Origin of the sequence: Pseudomonas sp. BN607, from assembly GCF_029871175.1 — a bacterium.
Lineage (GTDB): Bacteria > Pseudomonadota > Gammaproteobacteria > Pseudomonadales > Pseudomonadaceae > Aquipseudomonas.
This window is the reverse complement of the sequence record NZ_SSOE01000066.1, coordinates 292,776-307,603: the sequence shown is the minus strand read 5'-3', so window position 1 is coordinate 307,603 and position 14,828 is coordinate 292,776. Positions and strand designations below refer to the sequence as shown.

The window sequence follows — 14,828 nt, the reverse complement described above, 5'->3', positions numbered from 1 at the left end:
AAAGTGATTGATGCATTCATTCGTATCGGGCCACTGATGGACCCCGCCAGCTACCCCCAATGGGCCCAGCAACTGATTGAGGACTGCCGCGAGAGCAAGCGCCGGGTGGTCGAGCATGAGTTCTATGCACGCCTGCGCGATGGCCAGCTGAAGCAATCGACCATTCGTCAGTACCTGATCGGTGGTTGGCCGGTGGTCGAGCAGTTTTCGCTGTACATGGCGCATAACCTGACCAAGACCCGCTATGGCCGCCATCAGGGCGAAGACATGGCCCGGCGCTGGCTGATGCGCAACATCCGGGTGGAGCTCAACCATGCGGACTACTGGGTAAACTGGTGCCAGGCGCATGGCGTGCACCTGCACGAACTGCAGGCGCAGGAAGTGCCACCCGAGCTGAATGGCCTGAACGACTGGTGCTGGCGGGTGTGTGCCACCGAGAACCTGGCCATTTCAATGGCCGCGACCAACTACGCCATCGAAGGCGCGACCGGCGAATGGTCGGCGGTGGTGTGCTCGACCGATACCTATGCGCAGGGTTTCCCCGAGGAAGGCCGCAAACGGGCGATGAAGTGGTTGAAGATGCACGCCCAGTATGACGATGCGCACCCGTGGGAGGCGCTGGAGATCATCTGTACCCTGGCCGGTGAGAATCCGACCCTGGGGCTGCGCACCGAGTTGCGCAGGGCGATCTGCAAGAGTTACGACTGCATGTACCTGTTCCTGGAGCGGTGCATGCAGCTGGAAGGGCGCCAGCAAGGCCGTATCCGACCCGCGTTGGCTGCGGGTTGATCGCTTTCCTGTGCCGGCCCCTTCGCGGGCTTGCCCGCCCCCCACAGGACTTCAATGCCCACGAGGGCAGGGCACTACCTGTGGGAGCGGGTTCACCCGCGAAAGGGCCGGTACAGGCAAAACATCATTGGGCGTTGAACGCCTGCCCATTCACCCCTTTGCTGTCCGGCCCCATCAGGTACAGGTACACCGGCATGATGTCCTCCGGCAGCGGGTTGTTCTGCGGGTTCTCGCTCGGGTACGCCTGCGCCCGCATCGCCGTGCGCGTGGCGCCCGGGTTGATGCTGTTGGAGCGTACCGGCGCCACGCCTTCCAGCTCGTCGGCCAGGGTCTGCATCAAGCCCTCGGTGGCGAACTTCGACACGCCATAGGCGCCCCAGTAAGCCCGGCCCTTGCGCCCGACGCTGCTGCTGGTGAACACCACCGAGGCATCCTCCGACAGCTTCAGCAGCGGTAGCAGAGTGCTGGTGAGCATGAAGGTGGCGTCGACGTTGATGTGCATCACACGCATGAAGTTGTCACCCGACAGCTGCTCCAGCGGCGTGCGCGGGCCGATGATCGAGGCGTTGTTCAGCAGGCCGTCCAGGCGGCCGAACTGGTCCTCGATCATTACGGCCAGCTCGTCGTACTGGTGGGGCAGGGCGGTTTCCAGGTTGAACGGGATGACCACAGGCTGCGGGTACCCGGCAGCTTCGATCTGGTCGTAGACCTCGTTCAGGTTGGCCTCGGTCTTGCCCAGCAACAGCACGGTGGCGCCCAGCGCGGCATACGCCTTGGCTGCCGCAGCGCCGATGCCGCGGCCGGCACCGGTAACCAGGATGACCCGGCCTTGCAGCAGGTCGGGGCGGGCGGTGTAGTCGAACATCAGCATTTTCCCTTGTTCATTGGGGTGGCGCCGATCCCTGTGGAACCGGGCTCCAGCCATGGCAAATCAGCAGCCGCACAGCGCGCTGTCGATCACCTTGCGCAATTCCAGCGGGTGGTCCACCACCACGTCGGCACCCCAATTGTTGGGGTTGTCCTCTGGATGAATATAGCCGTAGCGCACGGCCGCCGTACGGGTGCCTGCGTCGCGGCCCGACTCGATGTCGCGCAGGTCGTCGCCGACGAACAGCACCGTGGCCGGGTCCAGGCCCAGGGTCTTGCAGGCCAGGATCAGCGGCTCGGGGTCGGGCTTGCTGTTCTTCACGTGGTCCGGGCAGATCAGCAGTGCCGAGCGCTCGGCCAGGCCCAGCTGCTGCATGATCGGCTCGGCGAAGCGCACCGGCTTGTTGGTGACCACGCCCCACAGCAGGTTGCCTTTCTCGATGTCCGCCAGCAGCTCGCCCATGCCGTCGAACAGCTTGCTGTGCACCGCGCAGTCGCGCTGGTAACGCTCGAGAAACTCCAGGCGCAGGGGCTCGAAGCCCTCGGCGTCCGGGTCCATGGCAAACGTGGCGGCGACCATGGCGCGTGCGCCGCCGGAAATCACGTCGCGGATAAGCTTGTCATCGACGGCCGGCAGGCCGCGCTCGGCGAGCATGGCCTGGCAGATGGCGATGAAGTCCGGCGCCGTGTCGAGCAAGGTGCCGTCCATGTCGAAGAGTACTGCTCGCAAACGCATGCTCATTCCTCGCGCAGTGTCTGGATCATGTAGTTGACGTCGACGTCGCTGTTGAGCTTGTAGTGCTTGGTCAGCGGGTTGTAGGTAAGGCCGATGATGTCCTTCACCTGCAGGCCGGCATCGCGGCTCCAGGCACCCAGCTCGGACGGGCGGATGAACTTCTTGAAGTCATGGGTGCCGCGCGGCAGCATTTTCAGAATGTATTCGGCGCCGACGATGGCCAGCAGGTAAGCCTTGGGGTTGCGGTTGATGGTGGAGAAGAACACCTGGCCGCCCGGCTTGACCATGCGGTAGCAGGCGCGTATCACCGAAGACGGGTCGGGCACGTGCTCGAGCATTTCCAGGCAGGTGACCACGTCGAACTGTTCGGGCATTTCTTCGGCCAGGGCTTCGGCAGTGATCTGCCGGTACTCTACCTGCACGCCGGACTCCAGCTGGTGCAGCTGAGCCACCGCCAGTGGCGCCTCACCCATGTCGATACCGGTGACCGTGGCGCCGCGCAGGGCCATGGCTTCGCTGAGGATGCCGCCGCCGCAGCCTACGTCCAGCACTTTCTTGCCGGCCAGGCTGGCGCGTTCGTCGATCCAGTTGACGCGCAGCGGGTTGATTTCGTGCAGCGGCTTGAACTCGCTTTCGCGGTCCCACCAGCGGTGGGCCAGCGCTTCGAACTTGGCGATTTCGGCGCGGTCGACGTTGCTCATTGAACAGTCCTCTGAAACTTCGCAAAATTGCGTCGGAGTATACCCGAGCGCTCGGGCCCCAGGGTCGCTATAATCGCCGGCTTTTGATATCCGAACGACGGGGAGAGGCGATGCGCGAGCGACTTTTGGCGGCGGAGAAGGTGACCGGGATCCGCTGGCAGGGCGGCATCTTGCACCTGCTCGACCAGCGCCTGTTGCCGTCGGAGGAGCGTTGGCTGGCCTGCGACAATGTCGCGCAGGTCGCTGCAGCGATCCGCGACATGGCCGTGCGCGGTGCCTCGGCGATCGGTATTGCTGCCGCCTATGGCCTGGTGCTGGCCCTGGAAGAGCGGCTGGCCGAAGGCGGCGACTGGGAAATGGACCTGGAAGACGACTTCCTCAGCTTGGCCGAGGCGCGCCCCACTGCCGCCAACCTGTTCTGGGCGCTGAACCGCATGCGCGAGCGCCTGCAGCGCCTGCGCCCGGACGAAGACGTATTGGCAGCGCTGGAAGCCGAAGCGGTGGCCATCCACGAAAGCGACCGTGAAGCCAACCTGACCATGGCCCAGCACGGCATCGAGCTGATTCGCCGCCACCAGGGCAACGCCCAGACGCTGCTCACCTATGGCAATGCCGGTGCGCTGGCCAGTGGTGGCTTTGGCACGGCGCTGGGGGTGATCCGCGCCGGTTACCTGGAGGGCATGGTCGAGCGGGTGTATGCCGGCGAGACCCGCCCCTGGCTGCAAGGCTCGCGCCTGACCGCCTGGGAGCTGGCCAATGAAGGCATTCCGGTGACCCTGTGCGCCGATTCGGCGCTGGCTCACCTGATGAAAACCAAGGGCATCACCTGGGTGGTGGTGGGGGCGGACTGCATTGCCGCCAATGGCGATATGGCCGGCAAGATCGGCACCTATCAGCTGGCGGTCAGCGCCATGCACCATGGCGTGCGCTTCATGGTGGTGGCGCCGAGTACCAGCATCGACCTGAACCTGGCCACGGGCGAAGATATCCCGCTGGAAGTGCGCGAGGCCGATGAGCTGCTGGATTACGCCGGTACCCGGGTGGCGCCCGATGTCGAGGTGTTCAACCCGGTATTCGATGTGACCCCGGCCGACCTGATCGACGTGATCGTGACCGAGCGCGGCATTGTCGAACGCCCGGATACCGCCAAGCTGGCCCAGTTGATGTGCCGCAAGCGGTTGCATTGACAGCCTGATAGAACAAGCACCTCGTGGGGGCAACTGTCTTGCTCAATTTCTAAAAGCTGGCGCGATCCGTGTGGGAGCGGCCTTGTGTCGCGAAAGGGCCGCCAGGCGGCCCCCGGATCCTGGCGAAGAAGCAAAAATTGCCGGGGCTGCTGCGCAGCCCCATCGCGACACAAGGCCGCTCCCACAATGACCGTGCACTGCCGTACAGATCTCCCCACCGCCCCCGCCTTTGTGATAACATCCGGCAGTTTCCAAGACCGCCCATCACGGCGGCCTTCATTGCGCAGATCCATGGCACAACTCATTGATTTGTCGTAAGTCGTCGCACCCTATGCGCTGCGGCGGCGAGCTTCGTTCGGCCCTTGATGGAGCTGCGAAGTTTCACCAGAAAAAGGAATCAGGCTTCTCATGGGCGAACTGGCCAAAGAAATCCTCCCGGTCAATATCGAAGACGAACTGAGACAGTCTTACCTCGACTACGCGATGAGCGTGATTGTCGGGCGAGCGCTGCCCGATGCGCGTGACGGCTTGAAGCCCGTGCATCGTCGCGTTCTCTATGCGATGAGCGAACTGGGCAACGACTGGAACAAGCCGTACAAGAAATCCGCCCGTGTGGTCGGTGACGTGATCGGTAAGTACCACCCGCACGGCGACACTGCGGTCTACGACACCATCGTGCGTATGGCCCAGCCGTTCTCGCTGCGTTACCTGCTGGTCGACGGCCAGGGCAACTTCGGTTCGGTGGACGGCGACAACGCCGCGGCCATGCGATACACCGAAGTGCGCATGACCAAGCTGGCCCACGAGCTGTTGGCCGATCTGCACAAGGAAACTGTCGACTGGGTGCCCAACTACGACGGCACCGAGCAGATCCCGGCGGTCATGCCGACGCGCATCCCCAACCTGCTGGTCAACGGTTCCAGCGGTATCGCCGTGGGCATGGCAACCAACATTCCGCCGCACAACCTCGGTGAAGTCATCGATGGCTGCCTGGCGCTGATCGACAACCCGGAAGTCACCATCGATGAGCTGATGCAGTTCATCCCTGGGCCGGACTTCCCCACTGCCGGCATCATCAACGGCCGCCAGGGCATCATCGAGGCCTATCGTACCGGCCGTGGCCGCATCTACATGCGCGCACGCTCCGAGATCGAGGACATCGACAAGGTCGGCGGTCGCCAGCAGATCGTCATCACCGAGCTGCCGTACCAGCTGAACAAGGCCCGCCTGATCGAGAAGATCGCCGAGCTGGTCAAAGAGAAGAAGATCGAAGGCATCACCGAGCTGCGCGACGAGTCTGACAAGGACGGCATGCGCATCGTCATCGAGCTGCGTCGCGGCGAGGTGCCGGAGGTGGTGCTCAATAACCTCTACCAGCAAACCCAGCTGCAGAGCGTGTTCGGCATCAACGTGGTGGCCCTGGTCGACGGCCGGCCGCGCCTGCTCAACCTCAAGGACCTGCTTGAAGCGTTCGTCCGTCACCGCCGTGAAGTGGTGACCCGCCGCACCGTATTCGAGCTGCGCAAGGCCCGCGAACGCGGCCACATCCTTGAAGGCCAGGCAGTCGCGCTGTCCAACATCGACCCGGTCATTGCCCTGATCAAGGCCTCGCCAACCCCGTCCGAAGCCAAGGAAGCCCTGGTTTCCACGCCGTGGGAATCCAGCGCGGTGCAGGTCATGGTCGAGCGCGCCGGTGCCGACTCCTGCCGCCCTCAGGACCTGCCGGAGCAGTACGGCCTGCACGAAGGCAAGTACTTCCTGTCGCCGGAACAGGCCCAGGCCATCCTTGACCTGCGCCTGCACCGTCTGACTGGCCTGGAGCACGAGAAGCTGCTGGCCGAGTACCAGGAAATCCTCGAGCAGATCGGTGAGCTGATCCGCATCCTCAGCAGCGCAGAGCGCCTGATGGAAGTGATCCGCGAAGAGCTGGAAGCCATTCGTGCCGAGTACGGCGATGCCCGCCGCACCGAAATCCTCAATGCCAGCCACGACCTCAACTACGGCGACATGATCCCGGAAGAAGAGCGTGTGGTGACCATCTCCCACGGCGGTTACGCCAAGACCCAGCCATTGTCCGCTTACCAGGCCCAGCGCCGTGGCGGCAAAGGCAAGTCGGCGACTGGCGTGAAGGACGAGGACTACATCGAGCACCTGCTGGTCGCCAACAGCCATGCCACGCTGCTGCTGTTCTCCAGCAAGGGCAAGGTGTACTGGAAGAAAACCTACGAAATCCCTGAAGCGTCCCGTGCTGCGCGTGGTCGCCCGCTGGTCAACCTGCTGCCGCTGGAAGAAGGTGAGCGTATCACCGCCATGCTGCAGATCGACCTCGAGGCGCTGCAGCAGAACGCCGACCTTGAAGAAGAGCTGGAAGACGCCGATGACACCGTGCTTGAAGGTGAGCTGGTAGAGGCGGAAGAAGTCGACGAAGAAGACGGCGATACCCCAGAGTGGGTGGCAGAGCCGACCGGCGCGTATATCTTCATGGCAACCGCTTCGGGTACCGTCAAGAAGACCCCGCTGGTGCAGTTTGCCCGTCCGCGCTCCAATGGCCTGATCGCCTTGAAGCTGAAGGAAGGCGACACCCTGATCGCCGCGGCCATCACCGACGGCGCCAAGGAAGTCATGATGTTCTCCGACGCCGGCAAGGTCATCCGCTTCGCCGAGAGCGTGGTGCGCGAAATGGGCCGTAATGCCCGTGGTGTGCGCGGCATGAAGCTGGGCAAAGGCCAGCAGATCATTTCGATGCTGATCCCGGAATCCGGTTCGCAGATCCTCACTGCCTCCGAACGTGGCTTTGGCAAGCGCACCCCGCTGTCCAAGTTCCCGCGTCGTGGGCGCGGTGGCCAGGGCGTGATCGCCATGGGTACCAAGGGGCGCAATGGCCTGCTGATCGGTGCTATCCAGGTGCAGGAAGGCGAAGAGATCATGCTGATCTCCGACCAGGGCACGCTGGTGCGTACCCGGGTTGGCGAGGTGTCCAGCCTGAGCCGTAACACCCAGGGTGTGACCCTGATCAAGCTGGCCGCTGACGAAACGCTGGTGGGCCTGGAGCGGATCCAGGAACCGTCCGAGGACGAACTCGATGAGGTCATCGAGGCGGACGAGGAGGGCGTCGAGGCCGAAGCGCCAGACAATGATGAAGCTGCAGGCGCCGAAGAGGCCCCGCAGGAGTAAACAAGCGTAAAACCCGAACGGGGCGACCAAGGTCGCCCCGTTTGACTGACTAGCGATGGCAAAGCCCCAGAGGGCAATGCAAAACCCTGTGGGAGCGGGTTCACCCGCGAAGAAGGCACCGCGGTGCTTGGCAAGGGCTGCCCTTGTTCGCGGGTGAACCCGCTCCCACAAGTTCTATTTGGCAGAGCGAGAGTGGATGTGAGCAAACGAGCCTTTAACTTCTGCGCAGGCCCTGCCGCGCTTCCTGATGCTGTATTGCAGCGCGCCCAGGCTGAAATGCTGGACTGGAACGGCAAGGGCTTGTCGGTGATGGAAATGAGCCATCGCAGCGACGATTACGTGGCCATCGCCGAAAAGGCCGAGCAGGACCTGCGTGACCTGCTGTCCGTCCCCTCCAACTACAAGGTGCTCTTCCTGCAGGGCGGTGCCAGCCAGCAATTCGCCGAAATCCCGCTGAACCTGCTGCCGGAAAACGGCACCGCCGACTACATCGAGACCGGCATCTGGTCGAAAAAGGCCATCGAGGAAGCGCGCCGCTTCGGCAACGTCAACGTCGCTGCCAGCGCCAAGCCCTACGACTACCTGGCCATCCCGGGCCAGAACGACTGGAACCTGACCAAGGGCGCCGCCTACGTGCACTACGCGTCCAACGAGACCATCGGTGGTCTGCAGTTCGACTGGGTGCCACAGACCGGTGACGTTCCGCTGGTGGTCGACATGTCGTCTGACATCCTCTCGCGCCCGATCGACGTGTCGCAGTTCGGCCTGATCTACGCCGGCGCGCAGAAGAACATCGGCCCAAGTGGCCTGGTGGTGGTGATTGTGCGTGAAGACCTGCTGGGGCATGCCCGCAGCAGCTGCCCGACCATGCTCGACTACAAGGTTTCGGCTGACAACGGCTCGATGTACAACACTCCGGCCACCTATTCCTGGTACCTCTCGGGCCTGGTCTTCGAGTGGCTGAAAGAGCAGGGTGGCGTCGCTGCCATGGAGCAGCGCAACCGCGCCAAGAAAGACCGCCTGTACGGCTTTATCGACAGCAGCGAGTTCTACTCCAACCCGATCAGCGTCAACGCCCGTTCGTGGATGAACGTGCCGTTCCGCCTGGCTGACGAGCGCCTGGACAAGGCCTTCCTCGCCGGCGCCGACGCCCGTGGCCTGCTCAACCTCAAGGGCCACCGGTCGGTGGGCGGCATGCGCGCCTCTATCTACAACGCCCTGGGCCTGGAAGCGGTTGAAGCGCTGGTAGGCTACATGGCTGAATTCGAGAAGGAGCACGGCTGATGTCCGAACAGGAACTCAAGGCGCTGCGCGTACGCATCGACAGCCTCGACGAGAAAATTCTCGAGCTGATCAGCGACCGCGCCCGCTGCGCCGAAGAAGTCGCCCGGGTCAAGACCGCCTCGCTGAAAGAAGGCGAGAAGCCGGTGTTCTACCGCCCCGAGCGTGAAGCTGCGGTGCTCAAGCGCGTGATGGAGCGTAACAAGGGGCCTTTGGGCAACGAAGAGATGGCGCGGCTGTTCCGCGAGATCATGTCGTCGTGCCTGGCCCTGGAAGAGCCGCTGAAAATCGCCTACCTCGGCCCTGAGGGTACCTTCACCCAGGCCGCGGCCATGAAGCACTTCGGCCACGCGGTGATCAGCCGGCCGATGGCGGCCATCGACGAAGTGTTCCGCGAAGTGGCGGCCGGTGCCGTCAACTTCGGCGTGGTGCCGGTGGAAAACTCCACCGAAGGCGCGGTAAGCCACACCCTGGACAGCTTCCTCGAGCACGACATGGTGATCTGCGGCGAAGTCGAGTTGCGTATCCACCACCACCTGCTGGTGGGCGAGAGCACCAAGACCGACAGCATCACCCGCATCTACTCCCACGCCCAGTCGCTGGCCCAGTGCCGCAAGTGGCTGGATGCGCACTACCCGAACGTTGAGCGCGTGGCCGTTTCGAGCAACGCCGAAGCGGCCAAGCGGGTCAAAGGCGAGTGGAATTCCGCGGCGATCGCCGGCGATATGGCGGCTAACCTGTACGGGTTGACCCGCCTGGCTGAAAAGATCGAGGACCGCCCGGACAACTCCACGCGCTTCCTGATGATCGGCAACCAGGAAGTGCCGCCGACCGGCGACGACAAGACCTCGATCATCGTTTCGATGAGCAACAAGCCCGGTGCCCTGCACGAGCTGCTGGTACCGTTCCACCAGAACGGCATCGACCTGACCCGCATTGAGACCCGCCCGTCGCGCAGCGGCAAGTGGACCTACGTGTTCTTCATCGACTTCGTTGGTCACCACCGTGACCCGCTGATCAAGGCAGTACTCGAGCAGATCAGCCAGGAAGCTGTGGCGCTGAAGGTGCTGGGCTCTTATCCGAAGGCAGTGCTTTGATACAAGGCCCTTGGGGCTGCCTTGCAGCCCTTCGCGGGCATGCCCGCTCCCTCAGTGAGCATGTGATGCCGATCTCTGTGGGAGCGGGCGAGCCCGCGAAGGGCCGCGCCGCGGCCCCAATGGCCCTCACAGGCTGTCTAGATTTCTGAACAGGGTTCGCACCAGTGGTAAAAGCAGCAAAAACCAAACCCGCACCCATCATCAACCGCCTGGTCGTGGTCGGCCTCGGCCTGATCGGTGGCTCGTTCGCCAAGGGCCTGCGTGAAAGCGGCCTGTGCCGTGAAGTGGTCGGTGTCGACCTGGACGCCCCCTCGCGCAAGCAGGCCGTGGCCCTGGGCGTGGTCGACCGCTGCGAAGAAGACCTCGCGGCCGCGTGCGTGGGGGCCGATGTCATCCAGCTGGCCGTGCCGATCCTGGCCATGGAAAAGGTGCTTGCGCGCCTGGCCGTGCTCGACCTGGGTGCCGCCATCATCACCGACGTCGGCAGTGCCAAAGGCAACGTCGTCCGTGAGGCGCGTTCGGTCTTCGGCGAACGCCTGCCGCGCTTCGTTCCCGGCCACCCCATCGCCGGCTCCGAGCAGAGCGGAGTAGAGGCTTCCAACGCCGCCTTGTTCCGTCGGCACAAGGTCATCCTTACGCCGCTGGCCGAAACCGACCCTGCCGCACTGGCTCTGGTCGACCGCCTGTGGCGAGCGCTGGACGCCGATGTGGAGCACATGTCGGTCGAGCGCCACGACGAAGTGCTGGCCGCCACCAGCCACCTGCCGCACTTGCTGGCCTTCGGCTTGGTCGATTCGTTGGCCAAGCGCAATGAAAACCTCGAGATCTTCCGGTACGCTGCGGGAGGCTTCCGCGATTTCACAAGAATCGCCGGCAGCGACCCGACCATGTGGCACGACATCTTCCTCGCCAACCGCGACGCTGTCCTGCGCACACTTGATACATATCGCAGCGATCTCGACGCCCTGCGCGACGCGATCGCTGAAGGGGACGGGCACCAGCTGCTGGGTGTGTTCACCCGCGCACGGGTTGCCCGCGAGCATTTCAGTAAAATCCTGGCCCGTCGGGCCTATGTGGACGCTATGAACGCCAACGATCTGATTTTCCTGGCCCAGCCGGGTGGCCGCCTGAACGGGCGGATCCGTGTACCGGGCGACAAGTCGATTTCCCACCGCTCGATCATGCTCGGCTCGCTGGCCGAAGGCACTACCGAGGTCGAAGGTTTTCTCGAAGGTGAGGACGCGCTGGCGACCCTGCAGGCCTTCCGTGACATGGGTGTGGTCATCGAAGGCCCCAACCACGGCCGCGTGACCATTCATGGCGTTGGCCTGCACGGCCTCAAGCCGCCACCCGGGCCGCTGTACGTCGGCAACTCCGGCACCTCGATGCGCCTGTTGTCGGGCCTGCTGGCCGGCCAGCCGTTCGACGTGACCATGACCGGTGACGCCTCGCTGTCCAAGCGGCCGATGAACCGCGTGGCCAACCCGCTGCGCGAAATGGGCGCGGTGGTCGAGACCGGCCCGGAAGGCCGCCCGCCATTGACCATTCGCGGTGGCCACAAGCTCAAGGGGCTGACCTACACGCTGCCGATGGCTAGCGCCCAGGTCAAGTCCTGCCTGTTGCTGGCTGGCCTGTATGCCGAAGGCAAGACCACCGTGACCGAGCCGGCGCCGACCCGTGACCATACCGAGCGCATGCTGCGCGGCTTCGGTTACTCGGTCGAGAGCAATGGCCCGGTAGCGTCGCTGCAATCTGGCGGCAAGCTGACCGCGACCCGCATCGAAGTGCCGGCCGACATTTCCTCGGCGGCGTTTTTCCTGGTGGCCGCGTCCATCGCCGAAGGCTCCGAGCTGGTGCTGGAACATGTGGGCATCAACCCGACCCGTACCGGCGTGATCGACATCCTGCGCCTGATGGGCGGCGACATCACCCTGGAAAACCAGCGTGAAGTCGGTGGCGAGCCGGTGGCTGACCTGCGCGTGCGCGGTGCCAAGCTGAAAGGTATCGATATCCCGGAAGAGCTGGTGCCGCTGGCCATCGATGAATTCCCGGTACTGTTCGTGGCCGCTGCCTGCGCCGAAGGGCGTACCGTGCTGCGTGGCGCCGAAGAGCTGCGGGTGAAGGAATCCGACCGCATCCAGGTCATGGCCGATGGCCTGATCACCCTGGGTATCAAGTGCGAGCCGACCCCGGACGGCATCATCATCGACGGCGGCCAGTTGGGTGGCGGCGAAGTGCATGGTCACGGTGACCACCGCATCGCCATGGCCTTCAGCGTGGCCTCGCTGCGCGCCAGCGCGCCGATTCGCATTCATGACTGTGCCAACGTCGCCACCTCGTTCCCGAACTTCCTGGCACTGTGCGCCGAAGTCGGCATCCGCGTGGCGGAAGAGGGCAAGTCGTGAATTCGCAGGCACCGGTCATCACCATTGACGGGCCGAGCGGCTCGGGCAAAGGCACGGTCGCCGGCCTGCTGGCCCGCGAGCTGGGCTGGAAGCTGCTGGACTCCGGCGCGCTGTACCGTTTGCTGGCGTTCAACGCCAGCAACCATGGCGTCGACCTGACCAACGAAGAACTGCTGACCAGGCTTGCCGCCCATCTGGATGTGCAGTTCATCGCTGCCGAGCCCGGTAAGCTGCAACAGATCATCCTGGAGGGCGAGGACGTCAGCAACGTCATCCGTACCGAGACCGTCGGTGCCGGTGCGTCAATGGTGGCTTCGCTGCCGGCCGTGCGTGATGCGCTGCTGTTTCGCCAGCGCGAGTTCCGTGAGCTGCCTGGGCTGATCGCCGACGGCCGCGACATGGGTACCGTGGTGTTTCCGGACGCGCCGTTGAAGGTCTTCCTTACCGCCAGTGCGGAGGAGCGCGCACGTCGGCGCTACCTGCAGTTGAAGGGCAAGGGTGAAGATGTTAGTCTGTCGAGTCTGCTGGATGAGATTCGTGCGCGTGATGAGCGTGACACCCAACGTGCAGTGGCCCCGCTGAAGCCAGCGGCAGATGCCATTCAGTTGGACTCTACCGAGTTGTCCATCGAGCAGGTGTTGCAACGTATCAGGAGCGAGATCGCCCAGCGCGACCTTCTCTGATCACCAGGAGAGCAGGCAGGTTCACCAGTCAACGTCTTGCCGGCCCTCCTTTACTTAAAACAGACCCACATTGTCTGGAATGTGGCGAGGGGCGTTTGTTTCGCCCGAATCTACAGGAATTAAAATGAGCGAAAGCTTTGCAGAACTCTTTGAAGAAAGCCTGAAAACCCTCAATCTTCAGCCGGGTGCCATCATCACCGGTATCGTTGTCGACATCGACGGCGACTGGGTTACCGTACACGCTGGCCTGAAGTCCGAGGGTGTCATCCCGCTCGAGCAGTTCTACAACGAAGCTGGCGAACTGACCATCAAGGTCGGTGACGAAGTTCACGTTGCGCTGGACGCGGTCGAAGACGGCTTTGGCGAAACCAAACTGTCCCGTGAAAAAGCCAAGCGCGCCGAGTGCTGGATTGTTCTGGAAGCAGCTTTCGCCGCCGAAGAAGTGGTCAAGGGCGTTATCAACGGTAAGGTTAAGGGCGGCTTCACTGTCGACGTTAACGGCATCCGTGCGTTCCTGCCGGGCTCCCTGGTTGATGTCCGCCCAGTGCGCGACACCACCCACCTGGAAGGCAAAGAGCTGGAATTCAAGGTCATCAAGCTGGACCAGAAGCGCAACAACGTTGTCGTTTCCCGTCGCAGCGTGCTGGAAGCCGAGAACTCCGCCGAGCGCGAAGCCCTGCTGGAAACCCTGCAGGAAGGCCAGCAAGTCAAAGGTATCGTCAAGAACCTCACCGACTACGGCGCATTCGTGGACCTGGGCGGTATCGACGGCCTGCTGCACATCACCGACATGGCCTGGAAGCGCATCAAGCACCCATCGGAAATCGTTAACGTTGGCGACGAAGTCGACGTACGCGTTCTGAAGTTCGACCGCGAGCGCAACCGCGTTTCGCTGGGTCTGAAGCAGATGGGCGAAGATCCGTGGGTCGCTATCACTGCCCGTTACCCAGAAGGTACTCGCGTACAGGCTCGCGTTACCAACCTGACCGACTACGGCTGCTTCGCTGAGCTGGAAGAAGGCGTTGAAGGTCTGGTACACGTTTCCGAAATGGACTGGACCAACAAGAACATCCACCCGTCGAAAGTCGTTCAGGTTGGCGACGAAGTGGAAGTCATGGTTCTGGACATCGACGAAGAGCGTCGTCGTATCTCCCTGGGCATCAAGCAGTGCAAGTCCAACCCATGGGAAGACTTCTCCGGCCAGTTCAACAAGGGTGACAAGATCACCGGTACCATCAAGTCGATCACCGACTTCGGTATCTTCATTGGCCTGGACGGCGGCATCGACGGTCTGGTTCACCTGTCCGACATCTCCTGGAACGAAACCGGCGAAGAAGCCGTACGTCGTTTCAAGAAGGGCGACGAGCTGGAAACCGTCATCCTGTCGGTCGACCCAGAGCGCGAGCGCATCTCCCTGGGCATCAAGCAGCTGGAAGACGATCCGTTCTCCAACTTCGTTGCTGTCAATGACAAGGGCGCTATCGTCAAGGGCATCGTGAAAGAAGTTGACGCCAAAGGCGCCATCGTCACCCTGGCCGACGACATCGAAGCTACTCTGAAGGCTTCCGAAATCAGCCGTGACCGCGTTGAAGACGCGCGTAACGTTCTGAAGGAAGGCGAAGAGATCGAAGCCAAGATCATCAGCGTTGACCGCAAGTCCCGCGTTATCAGCCTGTCGATCAAATCGAAAGACGACGCTGAAGAGCGCGAAGCTATCCAGAGCCTGAAAAACGCTCCGGAAGCTGCTGCCGACACCACCATGGCTGCGCTGCTGCGCGAAGCAATGGCCAAGCAGAACTGAGTTCTGTTTGATCGGTAAAAAGGGCGACCCTCGGGTCGCCCTTTTTTTTGCGTTTTTATTGGTGGGGTAGTGGGGTGGTGGGGGAGTGTTTGCCGTAAGGGTTATGT

11 protein-coding genes are annotated in these 14,828 nt (G+C 63.0%); 8 read left to right on the top strand and 3 right to left on the bottom strand.

The features are described 5' to 3' along the window. The first annotated feature begins 3 nt into the window (after positions 1-3). Entirely contained in the window at positions 4-789 is a 786-nt protein-coding gene (locus E8E68_RS24435; RefSeq protein WP_280345701.1) for an iron-containing redox enzyme family protein, read from the top strand. Positions 790-913: 124 nt separating this feature from the next. Here the strand turns inward: E8E68_RS24435 and E8E68_RS24430 are convergent, their stop codons facing one another. From E8E68_RS24430 to ubiG, 3 genes are all read right to left on the bottom strand, one after another. Further along, positions 914-1,654 carry a YciK family oxidoreductase gene (locus tag E8E68_RS24430; protein ID WP_280345698.1) on the bottom strand — a complete coding sequence of 247 codons (741 nt, stop codon included), beginning with the start codon at positions 1,652-1,654 and terminating at the stop codon, positions 914-916. A 66-nt stretch (positions 1,655-1,720) separates the two neighbouring features. Beyond that, a complete protein-coding gene (gene mupP, locus E8E68_RS24425) occupies positions 1,721-2,392 on the bottom strand; it encodes an N-acetylmuramic acid 6-phosphate phosphatase MupP (RefSeq protein ID WP_280345695.1) in 672 nt (223 codons plus the stop codon). A gap of 2 nt (positions 2,393-2,394) precedes the next feature. Continuing rightward, positions 2,395-3,093, bottom strand: a complete 699-nt coding sequence (gene ubiG / locus E8E68_RS24420) for a bifunctional 2-polyprenyl-6-hydroxyphenol methylase/3-demethylubiquinol 3-O-methyltransferase UbiG (protein ID WP_012271034.1) — start codon at positions 3,091-3,093, stop codon at positions 2,395-2,397. 110 nt (positions 3,094-3,203) lie between these two features. Here ubiG and mtnA point away from each other — a divergent pair, with 110 nt between their 5' ends. The 7 genes from mtnA (at position 3,204) to rpsA (ending at position 14,721) form a co-directional block, all read left to right on the top strand. Next, complete coding sequence (gene mtnA, locus E8E68_RS24415) at positions 3,204-4,280, top strand: S-methyl-5-thioribose-1-phosphate isomerase (protein WP_110745552.1); 1,077 nt, start codon at positions 3,204-3,206, stop codon at positions 4,278-4,280. A gap of 408 nt (positions 4,281-4,688) precedes the next feature. Beyond that, positions 4,689-7,454, top strand: coding sequence for a DNA gyrase subunit A (gene gyrA / locus E8E68_RS24410; RefSeq protein ID WP_280345691.1), 2,766 nt, complete (start codon positions 4,689-4,691; stop codon positions 7,452-7,454). A 198-nt stretch (positions 7,455-7,652) separates the two neighbouring features. Continuing rightward, complete coding sequence (serC, locus tag E8E68_RS24405) at positions 7,653-8,738, top strand: 3-phosphoserine/phosphohydroxythreonine transaminase (protein ID WP_266031482.1); 1,086 nt, start codon at positions 7,653-7,655, stop codon at positions 8,736-8,738. Then, entirely contained in the window at positions 8,738-9,832 is a 1,095-nt protein-coding gene (pheA, locus tag E8E68_RS24400) for a prephenate dehydratase (protein ID WP_110745550.1), read from the top strand. Before serC ends, pheA begins: the two co-directional genes overlap by 1 nt. A 197-nt stretch (positions 9,833-10,029) precedes the next feature. After that, complete coding sequence (locus E8E68_RS24395; RefSeq protein WP_280345831.1) at positions 10,030-12,237, top strand: bifunctional prephenate dehydrogenase/3-phosphoshikimate 1-carboxyvinyltransferase; 2,208 nt, start codon at positions 10,030-10,032, stop codon at positions 12,235-12,237. Continuing rightward, positions 12,234-12,920 (top strand): (d)CMP kinase, encoded by a 687-nt coding sequence (cmk, locus tag E8E68_RS24390; RefSeq protein WP_266031484.1) that lies wholly within the window; start codon positions 12,234-12,236, stop codon positions 12,918-12,920. The genes E8E68_RS24395 and cmk overlap by 4 nt, the downstream gene beginning before the upstream one ends. Before the next feature lie 124 nt (positions 12,921-13,044). Further along, positions 13,045-14,721 (top strand): 30S ribosomal protein S1, encoded by a 1,677-nt coding sequence (gene rpsA / locus E8E68_RS24385; RefSeq protein ID WP_003252673.1) that lies wholly within the window; start codon positions 13,045-13,047, stop codon positions 14,719-14,721. Positions 14,722-14,828: the final 107 nt, after the last annotated feature.

Bases quoted from the DNA above. Each gene is read 5' to 3' on its own strand.
- pheA (WP_110745550.1), top strand. From the start codon at position 8,738: ATGTCCGAACAGGAACTCAAGGCGCTGCGCGTACGCATCGACAGCCTC.
- mupP (WP_280345695.1), bottom strand. From the start codon at position 2,392: ATGCGTTTGCGAGCAGTACTCTTCGACATGGACGGCACCTTGCTCGAC.
- gyrA (WP_280345691.1), top strand. From the start codon at position 4,689: ATGGGCGAACTGGCCAAAGAAATCCTCCCGGTCAATATCGAAGACGAA.
- E8E68_RS24430 (WP_280345698.1), bottom strand. From the start codon at position 1,654: ATGTTCGACTACACCGCCCGCCCCGACCTGCTGCAAGGCCGGGTCATC.
- rpsA (WP_003252673.1), top strand. From the start codon at position 13,045: ATGAGCGAAAGCTTTGCAGAACTCTTTGAAGAAAGCCTGAAAACCCTC.
- mtnA (WP_110745552.1), top strand. From the start codon at position 3,204: ATGCGCGAGCGACTTTTGGCGGCGGAGAAGGTGACCGGGATCCGCTGG.
- ubiG (WP_012271034.1), bottom strand. From the start codon at position 3,093: ATGAGCAACGTCGACCGCGCCGAAATCGCCAAGTTCGAAGCGCTGGCC.